The following is a 16168-nucleotide window of genomic DNA, read 5'->3' on the forward strand; positions in this document are numbered from 1 at the left end:
TTGTCAGTTGGCTAGTTATTATTGGTTTTAGTCACTTGGCTTGTTACTTTACCTAAGTCACAGTGACTCTTCACCTTGTATGGTGATCAGTAACGTGCGCTCGCTGGCATGGTTTCTCGCCTCACACAGGTATATCCCTTGCCAAGTGCCTAAATTAAACTGGCCGCGGGTGATGGGGACACTCAACTGAGCCCCCAGCAAGGATGACTTAAGGTGCGCAGGCATATCATCGCTTCCTTCATAGGTGTGGGTATAGTAAGGCGCATTTTCTGGGGCGAGGCGATTAAAATATTGCTCAAAATCCTCGCGCACGCTGGGATCGGCATTTTCGTTCAGGGTCAGTCCGGCCGAGGTATGCTGTAATAGCAGGTGGGCCAGACCAATATTAAGTTTGCGCAGTTCTGGCACGGTAGCCATTACCTCATCGGTTATCAGATGAAATCCGCGTGGCTTACGCGTTAAGATTATCTGTTTTTGTATCCACATGGGGCATTATCTCCTCATCGTATTCAGATGTTTGCTTGTAATCACCATTGCAGACTCTAACTCATTGCAATCGTAAATGACGATTCTCAACCACTGTCTCAATAACTGTTTCAATGACTATTTCAACTGTTATCGTAATCACTGTCTGATGGCTATCGTAAATGTTTTCTCAATTGCTATTACAACTTATCGCACAATAAAGACCATAAAAAAACGCCCCTAAAATTAACTCTTAGGGGCGTTTGTCTTGATCAGTAAGCTAATCGCTTGTCGCTTAAAAGTTGGCTGATTTAGGTGCGCGTGGGAAAGGGATCACATCGCGAATGTTAGACACACCCGTCACATAAGATACCAAACGCTCAAAACCTAGGCCAAAACCTGCGTGTGGCACAGTGCCATAACGACGCAGATCACGGTACCACCAGTAATCTTCTTTGCTCAGGTTCATTTCAGCAAGACGCATATCGAGCACATCTAAACGCTCTTCACGCTGGGCACCACCGATGATTTCACCGATGCCTGGCGCCAATACGTCCATCGCGGCAACGGTTTTGCCGTCTTCGTTAAGGCGCATATAGAAGGCTTTAATATCTTTTGGATAGTTCTTCACAACCACTGGGGCTTTGAAGTGTTCTTCAGCCAGATAGCGCTCATGCTCAGATTGCAGATCAATGCCCCATTCAACATTGAAATCAAACTTTTTACCGCAGTTTTTGAGGATCTCAACTGCATCGGTATAGTCGACTTGAGCAAAGTCGCTATTAACGAAGTTTTCTAAGCGTTCAATAACGGTTTTATCGACACGTTGGGCGAAAAAGGCTAAATCATCAGGGCGTTCTTCAAGTACGGCTTTGAAACAGTATTTCAACATGCGCTCGGCTAGACCAGCCACATCATCTAAATCGGCGAAGGCCACTTCAGGCTCGACCATCCAAAATTCAGCAAGGTGACGGCTGGTGTTTGAATTCTCGGCGCGGAAAGTAGGGCCAAAGGTATAGACCTTAGACAAGGCGCTTGCGTAGGTTTCAGCGTTAAGCTGACCCGATACCGTTAAAAATGCCTCTTTACCAAAAAAGTCTTCTTTATAGTCGACTTTACCGTCGTCGGTGCGAGGTAAGTTTTCCATATCCAGGGTCGATACGCGGAACATTTCACCTGCACCTTCACAATCTGATGCGGTGATCAGTGGAGTCGAAACCCAGATGAAGCCTTCTTCGTTATAAAAACGGTGGATAGCTTGTGACAGGCAGTTACGCACGCGCGCTACAGCACCAATAATATTGGTACGTGGACGCAGGTGAGCTAATTCACGAAGGTGTTCGATAGAGTGGCGCTTTGCTGCCATAGGGTAGGTATCAGGATCATCCACCCAACCAGTGACTTCAATATTGGATACTTGCAGCTCAAATGCTTGACCTTGGCCTGGTGATTCAACGACGTCACCAGTCATTACCACAGAACAACCTGTGGTCAGTTTTAGGACCTCTTCGTCATAATTGGCTAAGCTATTTGGCACCACGCCCTGGATTGGGTCAAAACAGGAACCATCATAAACGGCAAGAAAAGAGATGCCGGCTTTGGAATCTCGGCGAGTTCTTACCCAACCGCGCACAGTAACTTGCGAACCAACCGCAAAATCACCTTTAAATACAGAAGCGACAGATGCAATGCTCATTGTTGCTTAGTTCTCCAACGAATCGTTTTATTAAAAATTTTGGAGGTTTATATTACCTTGCTGGCGGCTTTTCTCAAGGGAAAAACCACATATAAACACAGTTGACGCCAAATAATCCGTCCTTTAACGCTTAGCTTGGGTTAAGTCTGTGCAATTATCATCACGCCCCATAACCGGCTAAGCCATCTTAATGGCACTCAATGGTGTAAAAGGGCAAAACTTGTTAGGCTTAAAATATCGCCACCTAAAGAAATGATGTCATAAAGTGCATCGTCATCTTTCATTGGTGATTGAATGAGTTAGACTCAAGATTAGCCGATTGCTCACGTGATGGAATAAATGGATATCCATAAGCATGGTTGATAGCTCTGTTAATGGCTCTGGGCTTATTGTGCACTCTAATGACGGCTTAGCGGAGCTAAGCAACAGTTGATCTACTGTTAATGGAAGATAAAAGGCGACTCAATGACAAAAATTAAGGTTTTCCAAATATTATTAGGTTCACTGTCGATTCTGGGCTGGTCGCTAGCCGTTTATGCGCTGCTGTTGTTTGATGCAGCAAGGCCTGATCGCGCGGTTGGTTACTTTATCAGTAAAGGGGCTAGTGTGCGTTTGAGTTGGGACCCTGAAATCACCTTACGACTCGAATATGTGATTTGGACCTGCGCCGCCATAAGTCTACTTAATTTAGGGTTTAATTTTTATGTGGCGAATCGTAGTCGCCTGGGTTACTGGTTTAATATCCCGCTATTGCTGCTAACTTCAACTGCGGCAGGGCTTTACTTGAGCTTTATGATTTAAGCTAAAGTGAATTTTAAATTGCTGAGGTGGGCACCATAACGCTGCAGATGCGCAGGCTTTATCTTTGATGGTGGCGACTATACTGTTAAGTAAGAGGCTATCAATCAGAGCGGATTTTAGTTCAGCGGTGAGTGAATTCAGTAGTCGGTCAATCTAGCATCCCATTTCATCGTTACTAAGCTGACGACACATTTTGTCAATCATCGCCGCAGTGGCTCCCCAAATCATATGCTGATTAAAGGGAATAAAATACACTGGGTAACTTATCCCTCGGCGAGTAAATCGCTTCATGACGCGGTTATCTGGGTTTAATAAGAATGACAGCGGCACAGTAAAGAGCTCATCCACCTCGCCCGGATCTAAAATAATCTCAAACTCTTGCTTAATAATGCCGACAATGGGGGCGATGGTAAAACCCGTTAAGGTATTAAACATGGGGTATTGCCCCAACACTTGCACATTACCTTGTGGCAGGGCGATCTCCTCAAAGGCTTCGCGCAGCGCCGTCGCAGTATAATCCACATCTTGCGCTTCTACTTTACCGCCGGGGAAACTGATCTGTCCTGGGTGGGCACGAAGGTGAGTCGGGCGCCTAGTTAAGATAAGGTGCAGTTCGTGCTCTTTTTCGATTAGCCCCACCAATACCGCCGCTTCACGCAGCGAGCGAGTGATTTGAGGGGCGTTATCTTCGGGCAACAGCTGCAGGGCGTAGCGCTGCTTAAACTCGTCCAGTGTCATGACTCTTCGCTAAAATAGGGAGGATCTTACTTACCTTATCATAGCTCTCTTGATATTCGGCATCCACTTGCGAGTCAGCCACAATACCGCCACCCGCCCAGCAATATAAACGCTGCTTTTCAGCCACTAAGGTGCGAATGGTGATGCTGGTGTCCATTTGCCCATCTTGACTCAGATAGCCGATGGAGCCGCAGTAGAGGCTGCGTCTTGAGGGTTCAAGCTCTTCAATGATCGCCATTGCCCGAATTTTGGGCGCGCCAGTGATCGAGCCGCCCGGAAATGCGGCGCGCAGCAGATCGCTAGCATGATAACCCACGTCGAGTGTTGCTGTGACTGTGCTGACTAAGTGATGCACCGCCGGAAAGCTTTCGATGGCAAACAGGCTTGGCACGCTAACACTACCAGGTTTGGCCACTTTACCTATGTCATTGCGCAGCAGGTCTACAATCATTAGGTTTTCAGCGCGATCTTTCTCTGAGCTGGCAAGCTGCGCCGCAGCATTACGGTCAGCAACGGGATCGGCTGCTCGGGGTAAGGTGCCCTTAATGGGTTTAGTTTGAATTTGATCTTCGCGTAGTTGAATAAAACGCTCAGGCGATATAGACAATAAGGCATGGTGTTCTAGGCGTATAAACGCTGAAAAGGGCGCACCATTGCTTTGGCGCAGGGTTTGGTAGGCTAGCCACTCATCCCCCTGATAATTGGCCATAAAGCGCTGGGTAAGATTAATTTGATAGCAATCGCCACTGTGCAGATAAGCTTGCACCGCATTAAATTTAGCGTGGTAGTCCGTTACATCGATTTGTGCTTGCCAGTCGCTCGTCAGCGCAAAAGTGGCGTGGCTTGGCATGCTGGCTAATGCTTGCTCAATCTGTGTCAGTTGCCATTGTAACTGCGCCTCACCGTGATAATGCACCATTGACCATTGTTGGGTGTGATAGTCAAAAATCAGCGCCCAAGGATAAATGCCGACATTCATATCAGGTAGGTCTATATCTTTTTCTGCAATGCTGGGCAAGGATTCTAAGCGCCGGCCCAAATCATAACTAAAGGCGCCGACGGCGCCGCCACTGAATGGCAAGTGGCAGGCTTTAGACTCGGGAAAATACCGCTTAATTAGTTGCTTAAGCAAGGTAAAGGGATCGGCATTGCTGTGCTCTACACCATGTTCACTCTTAAACTGTGGCTGCTGCATAGCGCTGGTTTGCGGTAAATGAGTGATAAGCGTGGTGTCGCCTTGGGTGACTAAGGTGGCGATAGGATCGATACAAATGATGTCGTAACGGGCATCGACATGCTCGGCATTGGCCGAGTCGAGGAGTATGGCCCAAGGACGCTGTGAAAAATGGCTAAATACCTCGGCGGTAGAGTATTTCCACGGTAAGGTTTTTACTGCAACACCTTGAGTAGACGAATAAACCATCAATTAACCTTTGTAAAATGTGATGTTCCCCTAAAAGTCGCGAAAGAGTATCATATTGTGACTGGATTCAAAAAAATAGCCGACCCTGTCACAGGGCATGAATAACTAAACTGCAACCAAGGAAACGTCTGTGAGTATAGAACAGCCCATCATTAAGCAAGCGGATCTTATCGAAAGCATCGCCGATGCATTGCAATATATCTCTTATTACCACCCAAAAGACTTTGTCGATGCCATGGCCGAGGCTTATGAGAAAGAAGAGAGCGCGGCGGCTAAAGATGCGATCGCTCAGATTTTGATTAACTCTCGTATGTCGGCCGAAGGCAAGCGTCCACTATGTCAAGATACCGGTATTGTCACCTGTTTTGTTAAAGTGGGCATGGGCGTTCAGTGGGACAAGACCGACATGACGGTGCAGCAGATGGTTGATGAGGGCGTTCGCCGTGCTTACACCAATCCTGACAATCCACTGCGTGCCTCGATAGTGGCCGATCCTGCTGGCAGCCGTAAAAATACCCGTGATAACACACCGTCGGTTGTGCATATCGATATGGTACCTGGCAATCATGTTGAAGTGGCCATTGCCGCTAAAGGCGGTGGATCGGAAAACAAATCTAAGATGGTGATGTTAAACCCATCGGATGATATTGCCGCATGGGTCGAAAAAACCTTACCGACCATGGGCGCTGGCTGGTGTCCACCGGGCATGCTTGGCATAGGCATTGGCGGCACCGCCGAGAAAGCCGCTGTGATGGCCAAAGAATCATTAATGGATCCCGTTGATATTCACGAGTTGCAAGCGCGCGGCGCAGAAACCACTGAAGAAAAGCTGCGTCTGGAGATCTTCGAGCGTGCTAACAAGTTAGGCATCGGCGCGCAGGGGCTCGGCGGGTTAACCACAGTGCTCGACATTAAAATTAAATCGGCGCCAACCCATGCGGCATCAAAACCTGTGGTGATGATCCCAAACTGCGCCGCCACGCGCCACGTGCACTTTCATCTTGATGGTACAGGCCCTGCAGAGCTCACGCCGCCATCACTTGCCGATTGGCCAGAGATCACCCGTGAAGCGGGCGAAGATGTGCGCCGTGTCAACCTTGATACCGTCACCCAAGCCGATATTGAGCAGTGGAAGAGCGGTGATGTGCTATTACTCAACGGTAAAATGCTTACCGGTCGCGATGCGGCACATAAGCGCATTCAAACATTGATAGAAAGTGGCGAAGGCTTGCCAGAAGGCGTCGACTTTACCGGTAAATTTATCTACTACGTTGGCCCAGTCGATCCTGTTGGCAACGAAGTGGTTGGCCCTGCAGGACCCACAACCGCAACCCGTATGGATAAATTCACCGATCTTATGCTCGAAAAAACCGGGCTTATGGGCATGATAGGTAAAGCTGAGCGTGAACCTGCAACCGTTGAGTCGATTAAGAAGCATAAAGCCGTTTATTTAATGGCGGTTGGCGGCGCAGCATATTTAGTATCTAAAGCGATTAAGAAGTCACGGGTCGTGGCATTTGAAGATTTAGGTATGGAAGCTATCTATGAATTTGATGTGCAAGATATGCCTGTCACTGTTGCCGTGGACAGTGACGGTGTGAATGCCCATGAAACAGGTCCAGCAATGTGGAAAGTCAAGTTAAGCTAATAGGAGAGTCGAACGCCAGCTTATGTCACAGCATCAATGTGTCATCGAGCCAGTGTTAGTTTTTCGCGGCACTTATTGATCATCGTTAGGCACAAAAGTACACATTCGCTATAGGCGAGAGTCACTTGTGTTAGCCACTTGTGTTAACCAAGTAAATAAAAATGGGGGGTAGGCAACTTGCCTAATCCCCCATTTTTGTTTAGTGTGCTTGCGCATACACATTCTCGGGTCGGGCTTATTCCGGCGTTCATTTGAAAAAGATGATAATAACAATGAAAAAAACTGCACTCATATTAGCCTTGGCAACTGCCGGCATGACATTTGGCGCTAATGCCGCGTCACCAGAGCCTTTTAAGGTTCAACATCTGGTCAAAATGAATAAACTGCATTCGACTGCCTTGTCTAATGATGGTACTAAAATCGTTTATGCTGTTAAAAAAGTTGATGACAAGGGTGAGGCGCAATCAGATCTCTACATTCAATCGTTAGATGGTTCACAGCCTGTAAAACAGCTGACCTCGGCTCCAGGTACAGAGCACAGCGTTGCTTTTAGTCACGATGATAAAAAAATCTATTTCCTAGCCGCCCGTGATGGCAGTTCACAGTTATATGAGCTTGCGCTTGATGGTGGTGAAGCCAAACAGATTTCTACGTTACCGCTCGATATTGAAGGCTTTAAGCTGTCACAAGATGGCGCGCAAGTGGTACTCAATATGCGCGTATTTCCACAATGTGAACAGCTAAGCTGCACGGCGGATAAGTTGGCCGCCGAGGCTGAACGCAGCTCAACAGGGCGCGAGTATAAACAGTTAATGGTGCGTCATTGGGATACATGGGGCGATCATACACGCAGCCACCTATTTGTAGCCAAACTTGATGGCAAGCCCATTACGGCGCCTATCGATGTGACCCAAGGTTTAGACACAGAAACGCCACCTAAACCTTTTTCAGGTATGGAAGAGGTGACCTTTACCCCAGACGGTAAATATGTGGTTTATAGTGCTAAAGCCCCCAGCTCATCTCAAGCATGGCAAACCAACTACGATTTATGGCAAGTGCCAGTGACTGGCGGCGAGGCGAAAAACCTGACCGAGGCTAATAAAGCTTGGGATGCGCAGCCGACTTTCTCGGCCGATGGCCGTTATATGGCTTACTTAGCCATGAGCAAACCGGGTTTTGAAGCCGACCGCTACCGCATCATGTTACGCGATACGGTGACCAATCAAGAGAAAGAGGTCGCGCCGCTGTGGGATCGAAGCCCCAGCTCATTAATGTTTGCACCAGACAATCGCACCCTGTATGTGACGGCACAGGATGTGGGGCAGGTGAGTATTTTTGAGGTCAACACTCAGTTTGGCGACGTTAAGACTATCTACAACGAAGGCAGCAATAGTGTGGTTGGCGTGACTCCAGAGCGCATCGTCTTTAATCATAAAAGCTTAGTTGAGCCGGGCGATCTTTATACCGTGGCACTAGACGGTCAGCAACTTAACCGACTCACGCAGGTTAACGAGGCTAAGCTCTCGCAAATTAAATTTGGTGAATATGAGCAGTTCAGCTTTAAAGGCTGGAACAATGAAGATGTTTTTGGTTACTGGATAAAACCGGCTAATTACAAAGCGGGAACACAATATCCTATCGCTTTCTTAGTGCATGGCGGTCCACAAGGCTCATTTGGTAACTCTTTTAGTAGCCGTTGGAATGCACAGCTTTGGGCGGGAGCAGGTTATGGCGTGGTGATGATCGATTTCCACGGCTCTACCGGTTATGGGCAAGCCTTTACCGACTCAATCACACAGGATTGGGGCGGCAAACCGTTAGAAGATCTGCAAAAAGGGCTCGCGGCGGTCACCCAGCAGCAACCTTGGTTAGATGCTGATAAGGCTTGTGCACTTGGCGGCTCCTACGGTGGCTACATGATGAACTGGATCCAAGGCAACTGGAATGACGGTTTCAAGTGTCTCGTTAACCACGCAGGCTTATTTGATATGCGCTCTATGTACTATGTGACAGAAGAGTTGTGGTTCCCTGAATATGAATTCGGTGGCCCTTACCAAGATAATAAAGAGCTGTATGAGAAGTTTAATCCGGTGAACTATGTCGATAACTGGCAGACACCTATGTTAGTTATTCATGGTGAAAAAGATTTCCGTGTCCCTTATGGACAGGGCTTAGCAGCATTTAGCTTTATGCAGCGTAAAGGGATCCCGTCAGAGCTACTGATTTACCCAGATGAAAATCACTGGATCTTAAACCCTGATAACTTAGAGCAATGGTACGCTAATGTCCTAGGTTGGATGGATCGCTGGACACAAAAGTAACCTTTTGAGTTCCGATCACAAAAAAGCCAGAACATTTGTTCTGGCTTTTTTATGCTTTATATTCCTATATCAATTGGTTACAGATAGCTTGTGAGCATTGTAGCCTATTGAAAAATGTCGTCTTGATTAACCTCAATTCAAAGGTTTTACTGTTACATCCCGTAGCAATAAGGGGTAATATCGACTCAGTTGACTGGCGAACTCTGCCAGATAAGGAGATATAAATGAGTAATTTGCGCGATCAAGTGTGGATTTGGTACCAGCAAGGAGAGATCGCGGCAGAACAAATGTCTAAAGCAATAACGCTGGCGGGTCGATCTCAAGCGCAAGTGCCATGGCGTGAGGTAATAGGGCAATTATTACTTTGGTTTGGTGTCCTCTTTTTTGCCGCTGGAGTGATCATCTTTTTTGCCTTTAATTGGCAAGAATTAAGCAAATTCGGCAAGTTTGCACTGGTGCAAAGTCTGCTACTTTTATCTACCTTAACCTGAACTCGGGATAAGAAATTGAACTAATAGCCCTCTTTGTGATCAGATCTCTCGACCAAGATTAATCAATCACGCAGAGGGCATATGAATAATTTAGTGGATGTATTTTGTGATGTCGATGATTTTTGTAATGCTTTTATTCCTCAATGGGAACAACAGTGCCTAACCGATGGAACTCGCAAGCGTAAGCGCGCAGGCAGAATGACGATGAGTGAAATTATGACAATTATCATCGCCTTCCATATGTCTAATCATCGTGACTTCAAGAATTTTTACACAGGATATCTGGCTCGTTTCTACAAATCTGATTTTCCAAACTTACTCAGCTACACTCGATTTCTTGAAGTCATGCCGCGTGCAGTCATTCCAATGTGCAGTTATTTTTCCTCTTTAAAAAGCGAACCGACAGGCATCGAGTTCGTTGACTCAACGAGCATTAAGGTTTGTCATAATTTACGAATTCCAAGGCATAAAACGCTAGCAGGTCTCGCCAGCCGAGGAAAAGGCACGATGGGCTGGTTCTATGGTTTTAAACTTCATCTTATTGTGAACCATCGAGGTGGCATCGTTGCAGCCAAAATAACACCTGCGAATGTTCATGACACGAAACCCGTAAAAGATATGGTCGTTGAATCAATGGATAAACTCTATGCTGATAAGGGGTATATCGGCAAAGCGTTAGCAGGCGACCTATTAGAACGTGGGGTAACTATCGTTAATAACGTGCGTAAAAATATGAAAGCAAAGGCTTTATCATTATGGGATAGAGCCATGCTTTCTAGACGATTTATTATCGAAACAATCAATGACCAGCTAAAAAACATCTCACAAATAGAGCATACACGGCACCGCAGCGTACATGGTTTCATGCTTAATGTGATAGGTGGTTTAGTGGCTTATCAACTCAAAGAGAATAAGCCACAACTCAATATTACATCAGCAGAATTCAACGTGATTTCAGTGTTACGTTAAACCGATCTGAGGTTACCTTAGGCTACGCTTGGTTTCGCTGGCAGGAACGCGAGACCAATCCCTATGGCTTAGGGGCGACCAAAGCCAATGCAGCCTTGCTGGCGTTAAGTTTTATGATTGGTGCCTTGCTCGCACTCGTTGGACAAACCTATCAAACTGGCGCAGATCCTTGGCAGTTATTTGCTATTTGGTCACTGTGCTTGTTGCCACTGGCATGGTTGGCGGGCTTTGATTTACTTTGGGTAATGTTTTTGGCCTTGGGTAATCTGAGTTTGGCTTTGTATTTGACGACCTGGCCCCTAGCTTGGTGGTGGCTCGATTATGATACTTTTCCATTAGCGGCGATAAGTGTATGTAATGGCTTAGTCTATATAGTGTTATGGCGCAAATAAGTTAGCCATAACACGATGTAATGCCCCAATCTGCCAGTCGCTCTGTATTGTCATCGCATTAAGTTCGCTCACTTGGTATGGCTGTTGGCAAGCCATCGATATAAAAAATAACGCCTCTTTTATTTTTTATGGGTTATATGCCGTGACAGTATTTGTGTTATCTCGTTTTGTATTGCACCAATTACTCCCCTTAGCCCTAGTCTGTTTTAGCGTTATAGCCGTCAGTACGGTATGGCTAACGATGCAGATATTTGTTAATGCCGTTGATGAGATGGGCGTGTTTTTGTTTTTAACCTTGTATCTTGTTGGCACTGCGGCGGGAGCATCGATGTGGTTAACTAAGGTACGGGCTTTATTCGACGCCGCGCAATCTAGCGAAGAGGTACAAAGATGACAACGGCAAATGGACAATTGTGGCAAACATTGCAACAGGCCAAATGTGTCAACTTAGACGCACCATTGCCTGACAAGCCTTTAATGCCGCCTTGGTACCTCACCATTCTCGAGGGGATTGCTGGCTGGATCGCCGCTCTATTTTTGTTAGGGTTTATAGGCAGTTTTTTGGCCATAGGCTTTGATGAAAAAATGGTTCAAGGTAGCTTATTTATTGGAGCTGTATTTGTGTTGCTGGGGGCTGTGTTAGATCGCAAATCCCGGGCGCAACAGGTGTTTATGTCGCAGTTGGCATTCGTGTTTGGTTTAAGTGGTTTGCTCTGTGTCGGTTGGGGATTATCTGAAACCTTGGGTCATCGCAATGAGTTGGCTTGGTTTATCTGTTTTGGTGCTCTGCTCATTATTCATAGTGCTTTTATCAATAATCGCTTGAGTGTGTTTCTTGACGGTATAGGCATGGCAGGGTGTATTACGGGTATCTTGTATCAATGGCAATGGATGAGTCTGATGCCTTTGGGGATGCTGGTGCTTGCAATAGTACTATGCCTGAGTTTAGACCGCTTGGGTACGCATTATGGCCGCTTATGTATTTTGGCCTACGCGTGTGTCAGTTGGACTTTGTTGGCCCAAGGCTTGTTGATTTTAAGGGTGTCGGGGTTAGATTTTTTTAATGACGCCATTGCTCACTTATCGATTTGGGCAGGGTTGCTGCCTTGGTCGGTCAGCTTGTTAGCGAGCTTGATTGTGGTGGGTTATATTTTCAATCAAAGGCACATTACACTGATGTCCAAAGCCGGTTACAGCACTATTATTGGCCTTATTTTGATTGGCTTTTTAGCGATACCGTTAACGGGGTTAAGTAGTGCGCTTCTGTTTTTGTTGCTGGGCTTACAGTTGCATAACAAGGTATTGACGACCTTAGCAATAATTAGTATCCCATTGTTTATTAGTGCTTATTATTATTCGCTTAATGTGTCCTTATTAGAAAAATCCCTGTTGCTGACCGCATTAGGAGCAGTGCTCTTATTGGCTCGCTGGGGGCTAAACCGATACCTCAGTGAACCGACTATGAGATCCGCGCAGGAGGCGCTATGACGCCAATTAATCATGTGAAATTCAGTATTGCGTTGGTCACCACGTTGACCGTCAGCCTGCTTATCTTGGTTAATTGGGATATCTTCACGCGCGAAGCGTGGCTCGCCGAAGGGGAAGTGGTGCGCCTTGAGCTTGCTCCTGTTGATCCTCGCTCGTTAATGCAGGGCGATTACATGACATTAAATTATAAAATCATGGGGCAGATCCTCAGTGTAGCTGGGCAACAAAACCTAAACGGTTACGTGCGAGTTAAGCGTGATCCTGATTTAGTCGCACAATTTATTGGCGTTGAAACAGCAAATATAAAGGGCACCGCTTTATCCGAAAATGAGCTGCTATTGCAAGTAAGGATTCGCGGCGGCCAAGTTAAATTGGCCACTAATGCGTATTATTTTGAAGAGGGCAAAGGTAAGCATTTTGCTGCGGCGACATACGGAGAGTTTCGAGTGGACCACAAAGGAGAACTGTTGCTCGATAGCTTACTCGATAAAGATTTACATAAGCTATAAGCACTGTCACAGGTAGGTTAGGTAAATCATATTTATCTAACCTACTGGATAAAAACAATAAATTCATCAAAAACCTTGTTTTACTATACTATTGCATGCAAAATTACCCGCCGATAGATAGTAGCGCTATACATCATCAAACTCAGATCTGCTAAGCAAATACCATTAGTCTGAAAGTGAAGGATCACCATGCAATTATTGCTGTTTACTGTTGTGTTAATCGTGTTGTGTACCACCCTAAAGCCAACCGATGCAGTACATAATGTGCAAGCCGTGACGAATAGCACTCTATGAGCGGTTTTTTTGATTAGCTCACGCAAAAATAAAACCAGTATTAGCCCAATTAACAAACCAAAAATAGCAAACTTTGCAGCATTAATGCTGCCCAAAATTAATATCCCCCGAATTCAGATAATAAGTGCACCACTCATGGTTAAACGGTGAGGAGAGATCAACTGCCTGTTGGTGATACTCTGTAGTCGCCAAACAAACATGAGTAGTTACCATGAATTACAAGCAGTTGATCGAGGGACAACGATACCAGATTGAGGCCTATTTACGCGAGGGTTTCAGTTATCGGGAGATAGGAAAACGTCTGAAAGTAAGTCACAGTACAATAAGCCGGGAAGTAAATCGCAATCGAATTCGGGATAACCATTACTTGCCGGAAGTCGCTCAGGCGAAGGCATTAAAACGCCGTTGTCAGTCCGCGAAGTCTAGAGTATCTGGACTGACCATCACCTTTGTTGAGTTCGGTCTCAATGAGAAGTGGAGTCCAGAACAAATAGCCGGTGTCGGTAAAATCATCGGATATAACGTCAGTCACGAGTGGATTTATGGCTATGTCCAGCGAGATAAATTATGCGGCGGCAAGTTGTACAAACAGCTACGCCAGAGTCACCGAAGATACCGTAAAGGTAACCGCGCGAATCGTGTGATTATCCCGAATCGCGTTGGCATAGAGCATCGTCCCGCTATCGTGAACAAGAAAAAGCGGTTCGGAGACTGGGAAGCTGACACGGTTCTGGGCAAGCAAGGTACGGGCGCGATTGTCAGCCTGGTTGAGCGGAAAAGTAAGCTGTACCTGATACGCAAAGTGCCAGCGAAAAGCGCAGCCGATGTGGCCCGGGCAATGGTTGGCATGTTGTGGAAATATCGAGGTTATGTTCGAACTATCACTGCAGACAACGGCAGCGAATTCTGTGACCACGAACAGGTCGCAGAAAAGCTTAAAACGGATGTCTACTTCGCTAACCCTTATTCGTCCTGGGAACGCGGACTGAATGAAAACTTCAACGGTTTGCTGCGGCAATACATACGGAAAGGCACCGATTTGCGGACGGTAACAGATAGGCAAATTAGTGAGATTGAACGGGCATTAAATGCCAGACCGAGAAAGTGCCTCGGCTTCAGGCAACCTGTTGCGGTATTCAATGAATTACGCAAGGCAGCCTAATTTAGCGAGTGGTGCACTTCGGAGTTGAATTCGCGCCCAATCGCCACTATTATGTTCTCCTTTACATCTATATTTTGTGGTTGCCATCTCTTGATCCATAATGTGAATCCGGCGGGCCGTAAATCTACTTAACCTCAGATCGGTTTAACGTAACACTGAAATCACGTTGAATTCTGCTGATGTAATATTGAGTTGTGGCTTATTCTCTTTGAGTTGATAAGCCACTAAACCACCTATCACATTAAGCATGAAACCATGTACGCTGCGGTGCCGTGTATGCTCTATTTGTGAGATGTTTTTTAGCTGGTCATTGATTGTTTCGATAATAAATCGTCTAGAAAGCATGGCTCTATCCCATAATGATAAAGCCTTTGCTTTCATATTTTTACGCACGTTATTAACGATAGTTACCCCACGTTCTAATAGGTCGCCTGCTAACGCTTTGCCGATATACCCCTTATCAGCATAGAGTTTATCCATTGATTCAACGACCATATCTTTTACGGGTTTCGTGTCATGAACATTCGCAGGTGTTATTTTGGCTGCAACGATGCCACCTCGATGGTTCACAATAAGATGAAGTTTAAAACCATAGAACCAGCCCATCGTGCCTTTTCCTCGGCTGGCGAGACCTGCTAGCGTTTTATGCCTTGGAATTCGTAAATTATGACAAACCTTAATGCTCGTTGAGTCAACGAACTCGATGCCTGTCGGTTCGCTTTTTAAAGAGGAAAAATAACTGCACATTGGAATGACTGCACTCGGCATGACTTCAAGAAATCGAGTGTAGCTGAGTAAGTTTGGAAAATCAGATTTGTAGAAACGAGCCAGATATCCTGTGTAAAAATTCTTGAAGTCACGATGATTAGACATATGGAAGGCAATGATAATTGTCATAATTTCACTCATCGTCATTCTGCCTGCGCGCTTACGCTTGCGAGTTCCATCGGTTAGGCACTGTTGTTCCCATTGAGGAATAAAAGCATTACAAAAATCATCGACATCACAAAATACATCCACTAAATTATTCATATGCCCTCTGCGTGATTGATTAATCTTGGTCGAGAGATCTGATCACAAAGAGGGCTATTAGTTCAATTTCTTATCCCGAGTTCAGGTTACTTAGCAAAATCATCATTAACAGGGTCTTTTAAATAAATTTAAAAGCCCATTAATTGTTTATTATTCTGATGGTATGTTGGTTTCTTCTATTGGTGGCTCGTTTTTATGTTTACATAGTATGTTGATGCTTGCGGCAGGTATTGCATTGTCCAATCAGTTAAAAACTGCTCCAACTCCTTTTTAGCGATAAGATCATGATAGAAAATATTTAAACACCCATTTTCATTATATTCGACAGTACCAGATTGGGTAGGGCACATAAATCCAATTGTACCAAATAATGCTAGATCGCCGCGTACAAGGTAAGCAACTTTCTCCGGGCATGAATGTGCCCTACAAGCGGTAGCTAAATAGGTATTGTTGTCTATTTCAACAATATTTTCCGGTGGGCCACCTAAACCGGCAATAATCTGCTCACTTAATAGTCCATTCCAAAAGTAGTAACCCTGTTTTTCGCCAAAAAAATGTGTAATGTGGTCTCGGAATTTTTGATCCCAAATCAGCTGGTTGGTATTTTTGAAGTCTGAGATCATGAAAGCTTCAGCAGTAACAAGGCGCGGATACCAGAGTAACAAAAATGTAATGGTCAAGATTAATATATTCACTTTATCTTATTATAAATTAATGGCTAATTAAGATTTTATACCTG

General features: G+C 45.5%; 16 protein-coding genes. 10 read left to right on the forward strand and 6 right to left on the reverse strand.

The annotated features are described in order from the left end of the window. Window positions 1-57 precede the first annotated feature (57 nt). The gene (locus AC0VXX_RS08835; RefSeq protein ID WP_475516814.1) at window positions 58-486 is read right to left on the reverse strand and encodes a secondary thiamine-phosphate synthase enzyme YjbQ; all 429 of its coding nucleotides are present in this window, start codon (window positions 484-486) and stop codon (window positions 58-60) included. 274 nt (window positions 487-760) lie between these two features. Beyond that, window positions 761-2161 carry an asparagine--tRNA ligase gene (asnS, locus tag AC0VXX_RS08840; protein WP_475516815.1) on the reverse strand — a complete coding sequence of 467 codons (1401 nt, stop codon included), beginning with the start codon at window positions 2159-2161 and terminating at the stop codon, window positions 761-763. A gap of 465 nt (window positions 2162-2626) precedes the next feature. Between asnS and AC0VXX_RS08845 the strand changes: the two genes are divergently transcribed. Next, window positions 2627-2962: a hypothetical protein gene (locus AC0VXX_RS08845; RefSeq protein WP_475516816.1), complete on the forward strand. Its 336-nt coding sequence runs from the start codon at window positions 2627-2629 to the stop codon at window positions 2960-2962. A gap of 153 nt (window positions 2963-3115) precedes the next feature. Here the strand turns inward: AC0VXX_RS08845 and AC0VXX_RS08850 are convergent, their stop codons facing one another. Next, a complete protein-coding gene (locus AC0VXX_RS08850; RefSeq protein ID WP_475516817.1) occupies window positions 3116-3700 on the reverse strand; it encodes a CoA pyrophosphatase in 585 nt (194 codons plus the stop codon). Next, window positions 3681-5123, reverse strand: coding sequence for an aminodeoxychorismate synthase component I (pabB, locus tag AC0VXX_RS08855; RefSeq protein WP_475516818.1), 1443 nt, complete (start codon window positions 5121-5123; stop codon window positions 3681-3683). Before pabB ends, AC0VXX_RS08850 begins: the two co-directional genes overlap by 20 nt. A 130-nt stretch (window positions 5124-5253) precedes the next feature. On the opposite strand from pabB, the gene AC0VXX_RS08860 reads away from it, so the two are divergent. From AC0VXX_RS08860 to AC0VXX_RS08900, 9 genes are all read left to right on the forward strand, one after another. Then, window positions 5254-6771 carry a fumarate hydratase gene (locus tag AC0VXX_RS08860; protein WP_475516819.1) on the forward strand — a complete coding sequence of 506 codons (1518 nt, stop codon included), beginning with the start codon at window positions 5254-5256 and terminating at the stop codon, window positions 6769-6771. Between the two features lie 272 nt (window positions 6772-7043). Then, on the forward strand, window positions 7044-9092 hold the full coding sequence (locus AC0VXX_RS08865) for a dipeptidyl-peptidase 5 (protein WP_475516820.1): 2049 nt from the start codon (window positions 7044-7046) through the stop codon (window positions 9090-9092). 224 nt (window positions 9093-9316) lie between these two features. Next, entirely contained in the window at window positions 9317-9583 is a 267-nt protein-coding gene (locus AC0VXX_RS08870; protein ID WP_475516821.1) for a DUF2157 domain-containing protein, read from the forward strand. 81 nt (window positions 9584-9664) lie between these two features. After that, on the forward strand, window positions 9665-10552 hold the full coding sequence (locus AC0VXX_RS08875) for an IS982 family transposase (RefSeq protein ID WP_475516612.1): 888 nt from the start codon (window positions 9665-9667) through the stop codon (window positions 10550-10552). Next, entirely contained in the window at window positions 10525-10944 is a 420-nt protein-coding gene (locus tag AC0VXX_RS08880; protein ID WP_475516979.1) for a DUF2157 domain-containing protein, read from the forward strand. The genes AC0VXX_RS08875 and AC0VXX_RS08880 overlap by 28 nt, the downstream gene beginning before the upstream one ends. Window positions 10945-11086: 142 nt before the next feature. Next, on the forward strand, window positions 11087-11338 hold the full coding sequence (locus AC0VXX_RS08885) for a hypothetical protein (RefSeq protein WP_475516822.1): 252 nt from the start codon (window positions 11087-11089) through the stop codon (window positions 11336-11338). Next, a complete protein-coding gene (locus AC0VXX_RS08890; RefSeq protein ID WP_475516823.1) occupies window positions 11335-12432 on the forward strand; it encodes a DUF4401 domain-containing protein in 1098 nt (365 codons plus the stop codon). The genes AC0VXX_RS08885 and AC0VXX_RS08890 overlap by 4 nt, the downstream gene beginning before the upstream one ends. Next, on the forward strand, window positions 12429-12941 hold the full coding sequence (locus AC0VXX_RS08895; protein WP_475516824.1) for a GDYXXLXY domain-containing protein: 513 nt from the start codon (window positions 12429-12431) through the stop codon (window positions 12939-12941). Before AC0VXX_RS08890 ends, AC0VXX_RS08895 begins: the two co-directional genes overlap by 4 nt. 505 nt (window positions 12942-13446) lie before the next feature. Beyond that, window positions 13447-14397, forward strand: a complete 951-nt coding sequence (locus AC0VXX_RS08900) for an IS30 family transposase (RefSeq protein ID WP_475516124.1) — start codon at window positions 13447-13449, stop codon at window positions 14395-14397. Window positions 14398-14541: 144 nt separating this feature from the next. Here AC0VXX_RS08900 and AC0VXX_RS08905 read toward each other — a convergent pair whose 3' ends face one another. Further along, on the reverse strand, window positions 14542-15429 hold the full coding sequence (locus AC0VXX_RS08905) for an IS982 family transposase (RefSeq protein ID WP_475514308.1): 888 nt from the start codon (window positions 15427-15429) through the stop codon (window positions 14542-14544). Between the two features lie 176 nt (window positions 15430-15605). Continuing rightward, window positions 15606-16124, reverse strand: a complete 519-nt coding sequence (locus AC0VXX_RS08910; RefSeq protein ID WP_475516825.1) for a hypothetical protein — start codon at window positions 16122-16124, stop codon at window positions 15606-15608. Window positions 16125-16168 lie beyond the last annotated feature (44 nt).

It is taken from the genome of Shewanella sp. QJM3NY_23 (genome assembly GCF_056173105.1).

Bases quoted from the DNA above. Each gene is read 5' to 3' on its own strand.
- AC0VXX_RS08835 (WP_475516814.1), bottom strand. From the start codon at position 486: ATGTGGATACAAAAACAGATAATCTTAACGCGTAAGCCACGCGGATTT.
- asnS (WP_475516815.1), bottom strand. From the start codon at position 2,161: ATGAGCATTGCATCTGTCGCTTCTGTATTTAAAGGTGATTTTGCGGTT.
- AC0VXX_RS08845 (WP_475516816.1), top strand. From the start codon at position 2,627: ATGACAAAAATTAAGGTTTTCCAAATATTATTAGGTTCACTGTCGATT.
- AC0VXX_RS08850 (WP_475516817.1), bottom strand. From the start codon at position 3,700: ATGACACTGGACGAGTTTAAGCAGCGCTACGCCCTGCAGCTGTTGCCC.
- pabB (WP_475516818.1), bottom strand. From the start codon at position 5,123: ATGGTTTATTCGTCTACTCAAGGTGTTGCAGTAAAAACCTTACCGTGG.
- AC0VXX_RS08865 (WP_475516820.1), top strand. From the start codon at position 7,044: ATGAAAAAAACTGCACTCATATTAGCCTTGGCAACTGCCGGCATGACA.
- AC0VXX_RS08870 (WP_475516821.1), top strand. From the start codon at position 9,317: ATGAGTAATTTGCGCGATCAAGTGTGGATTTGGTACCAGCAAGGAGAG.
- AC0VXX_RS08875 (WP_475516612.1), top strand. From the start codon at position 9,665: ATGAATAATTTAGTGGATGTATTTTGTGATGTCGATGATTTTTGTAAT.
- AC0VXX_RS08890 (WP_475516823.1), top strand. From the start codon at position 11,335: ATGACAACGGCAAATGGACAATTGTGGCAAACATTGCAACAGGCCAAA.
- AC0VXX_RS08895 (WP_475516824.1), top strand. From the start codon at position 12,429: ATGACGCCAATTAATCATGTGAAATTCAGTATTGCGTTGGTCACCACG.
- AC0VXX_RS08900 (WP_475516124.1), top strand. From the start codon at position 13,447: ATGAATTACAAGCAGTTGATCGAGGGACAACGATACCAGATTGAGGCC.
- AC0VXX_RS08905 (WP_475514308.1), bottom strand. From the start codon at position 15,429: ATGAATAATTTAGTGGATGTATTTTGTGATGTCGATGATTTTTGTAAT.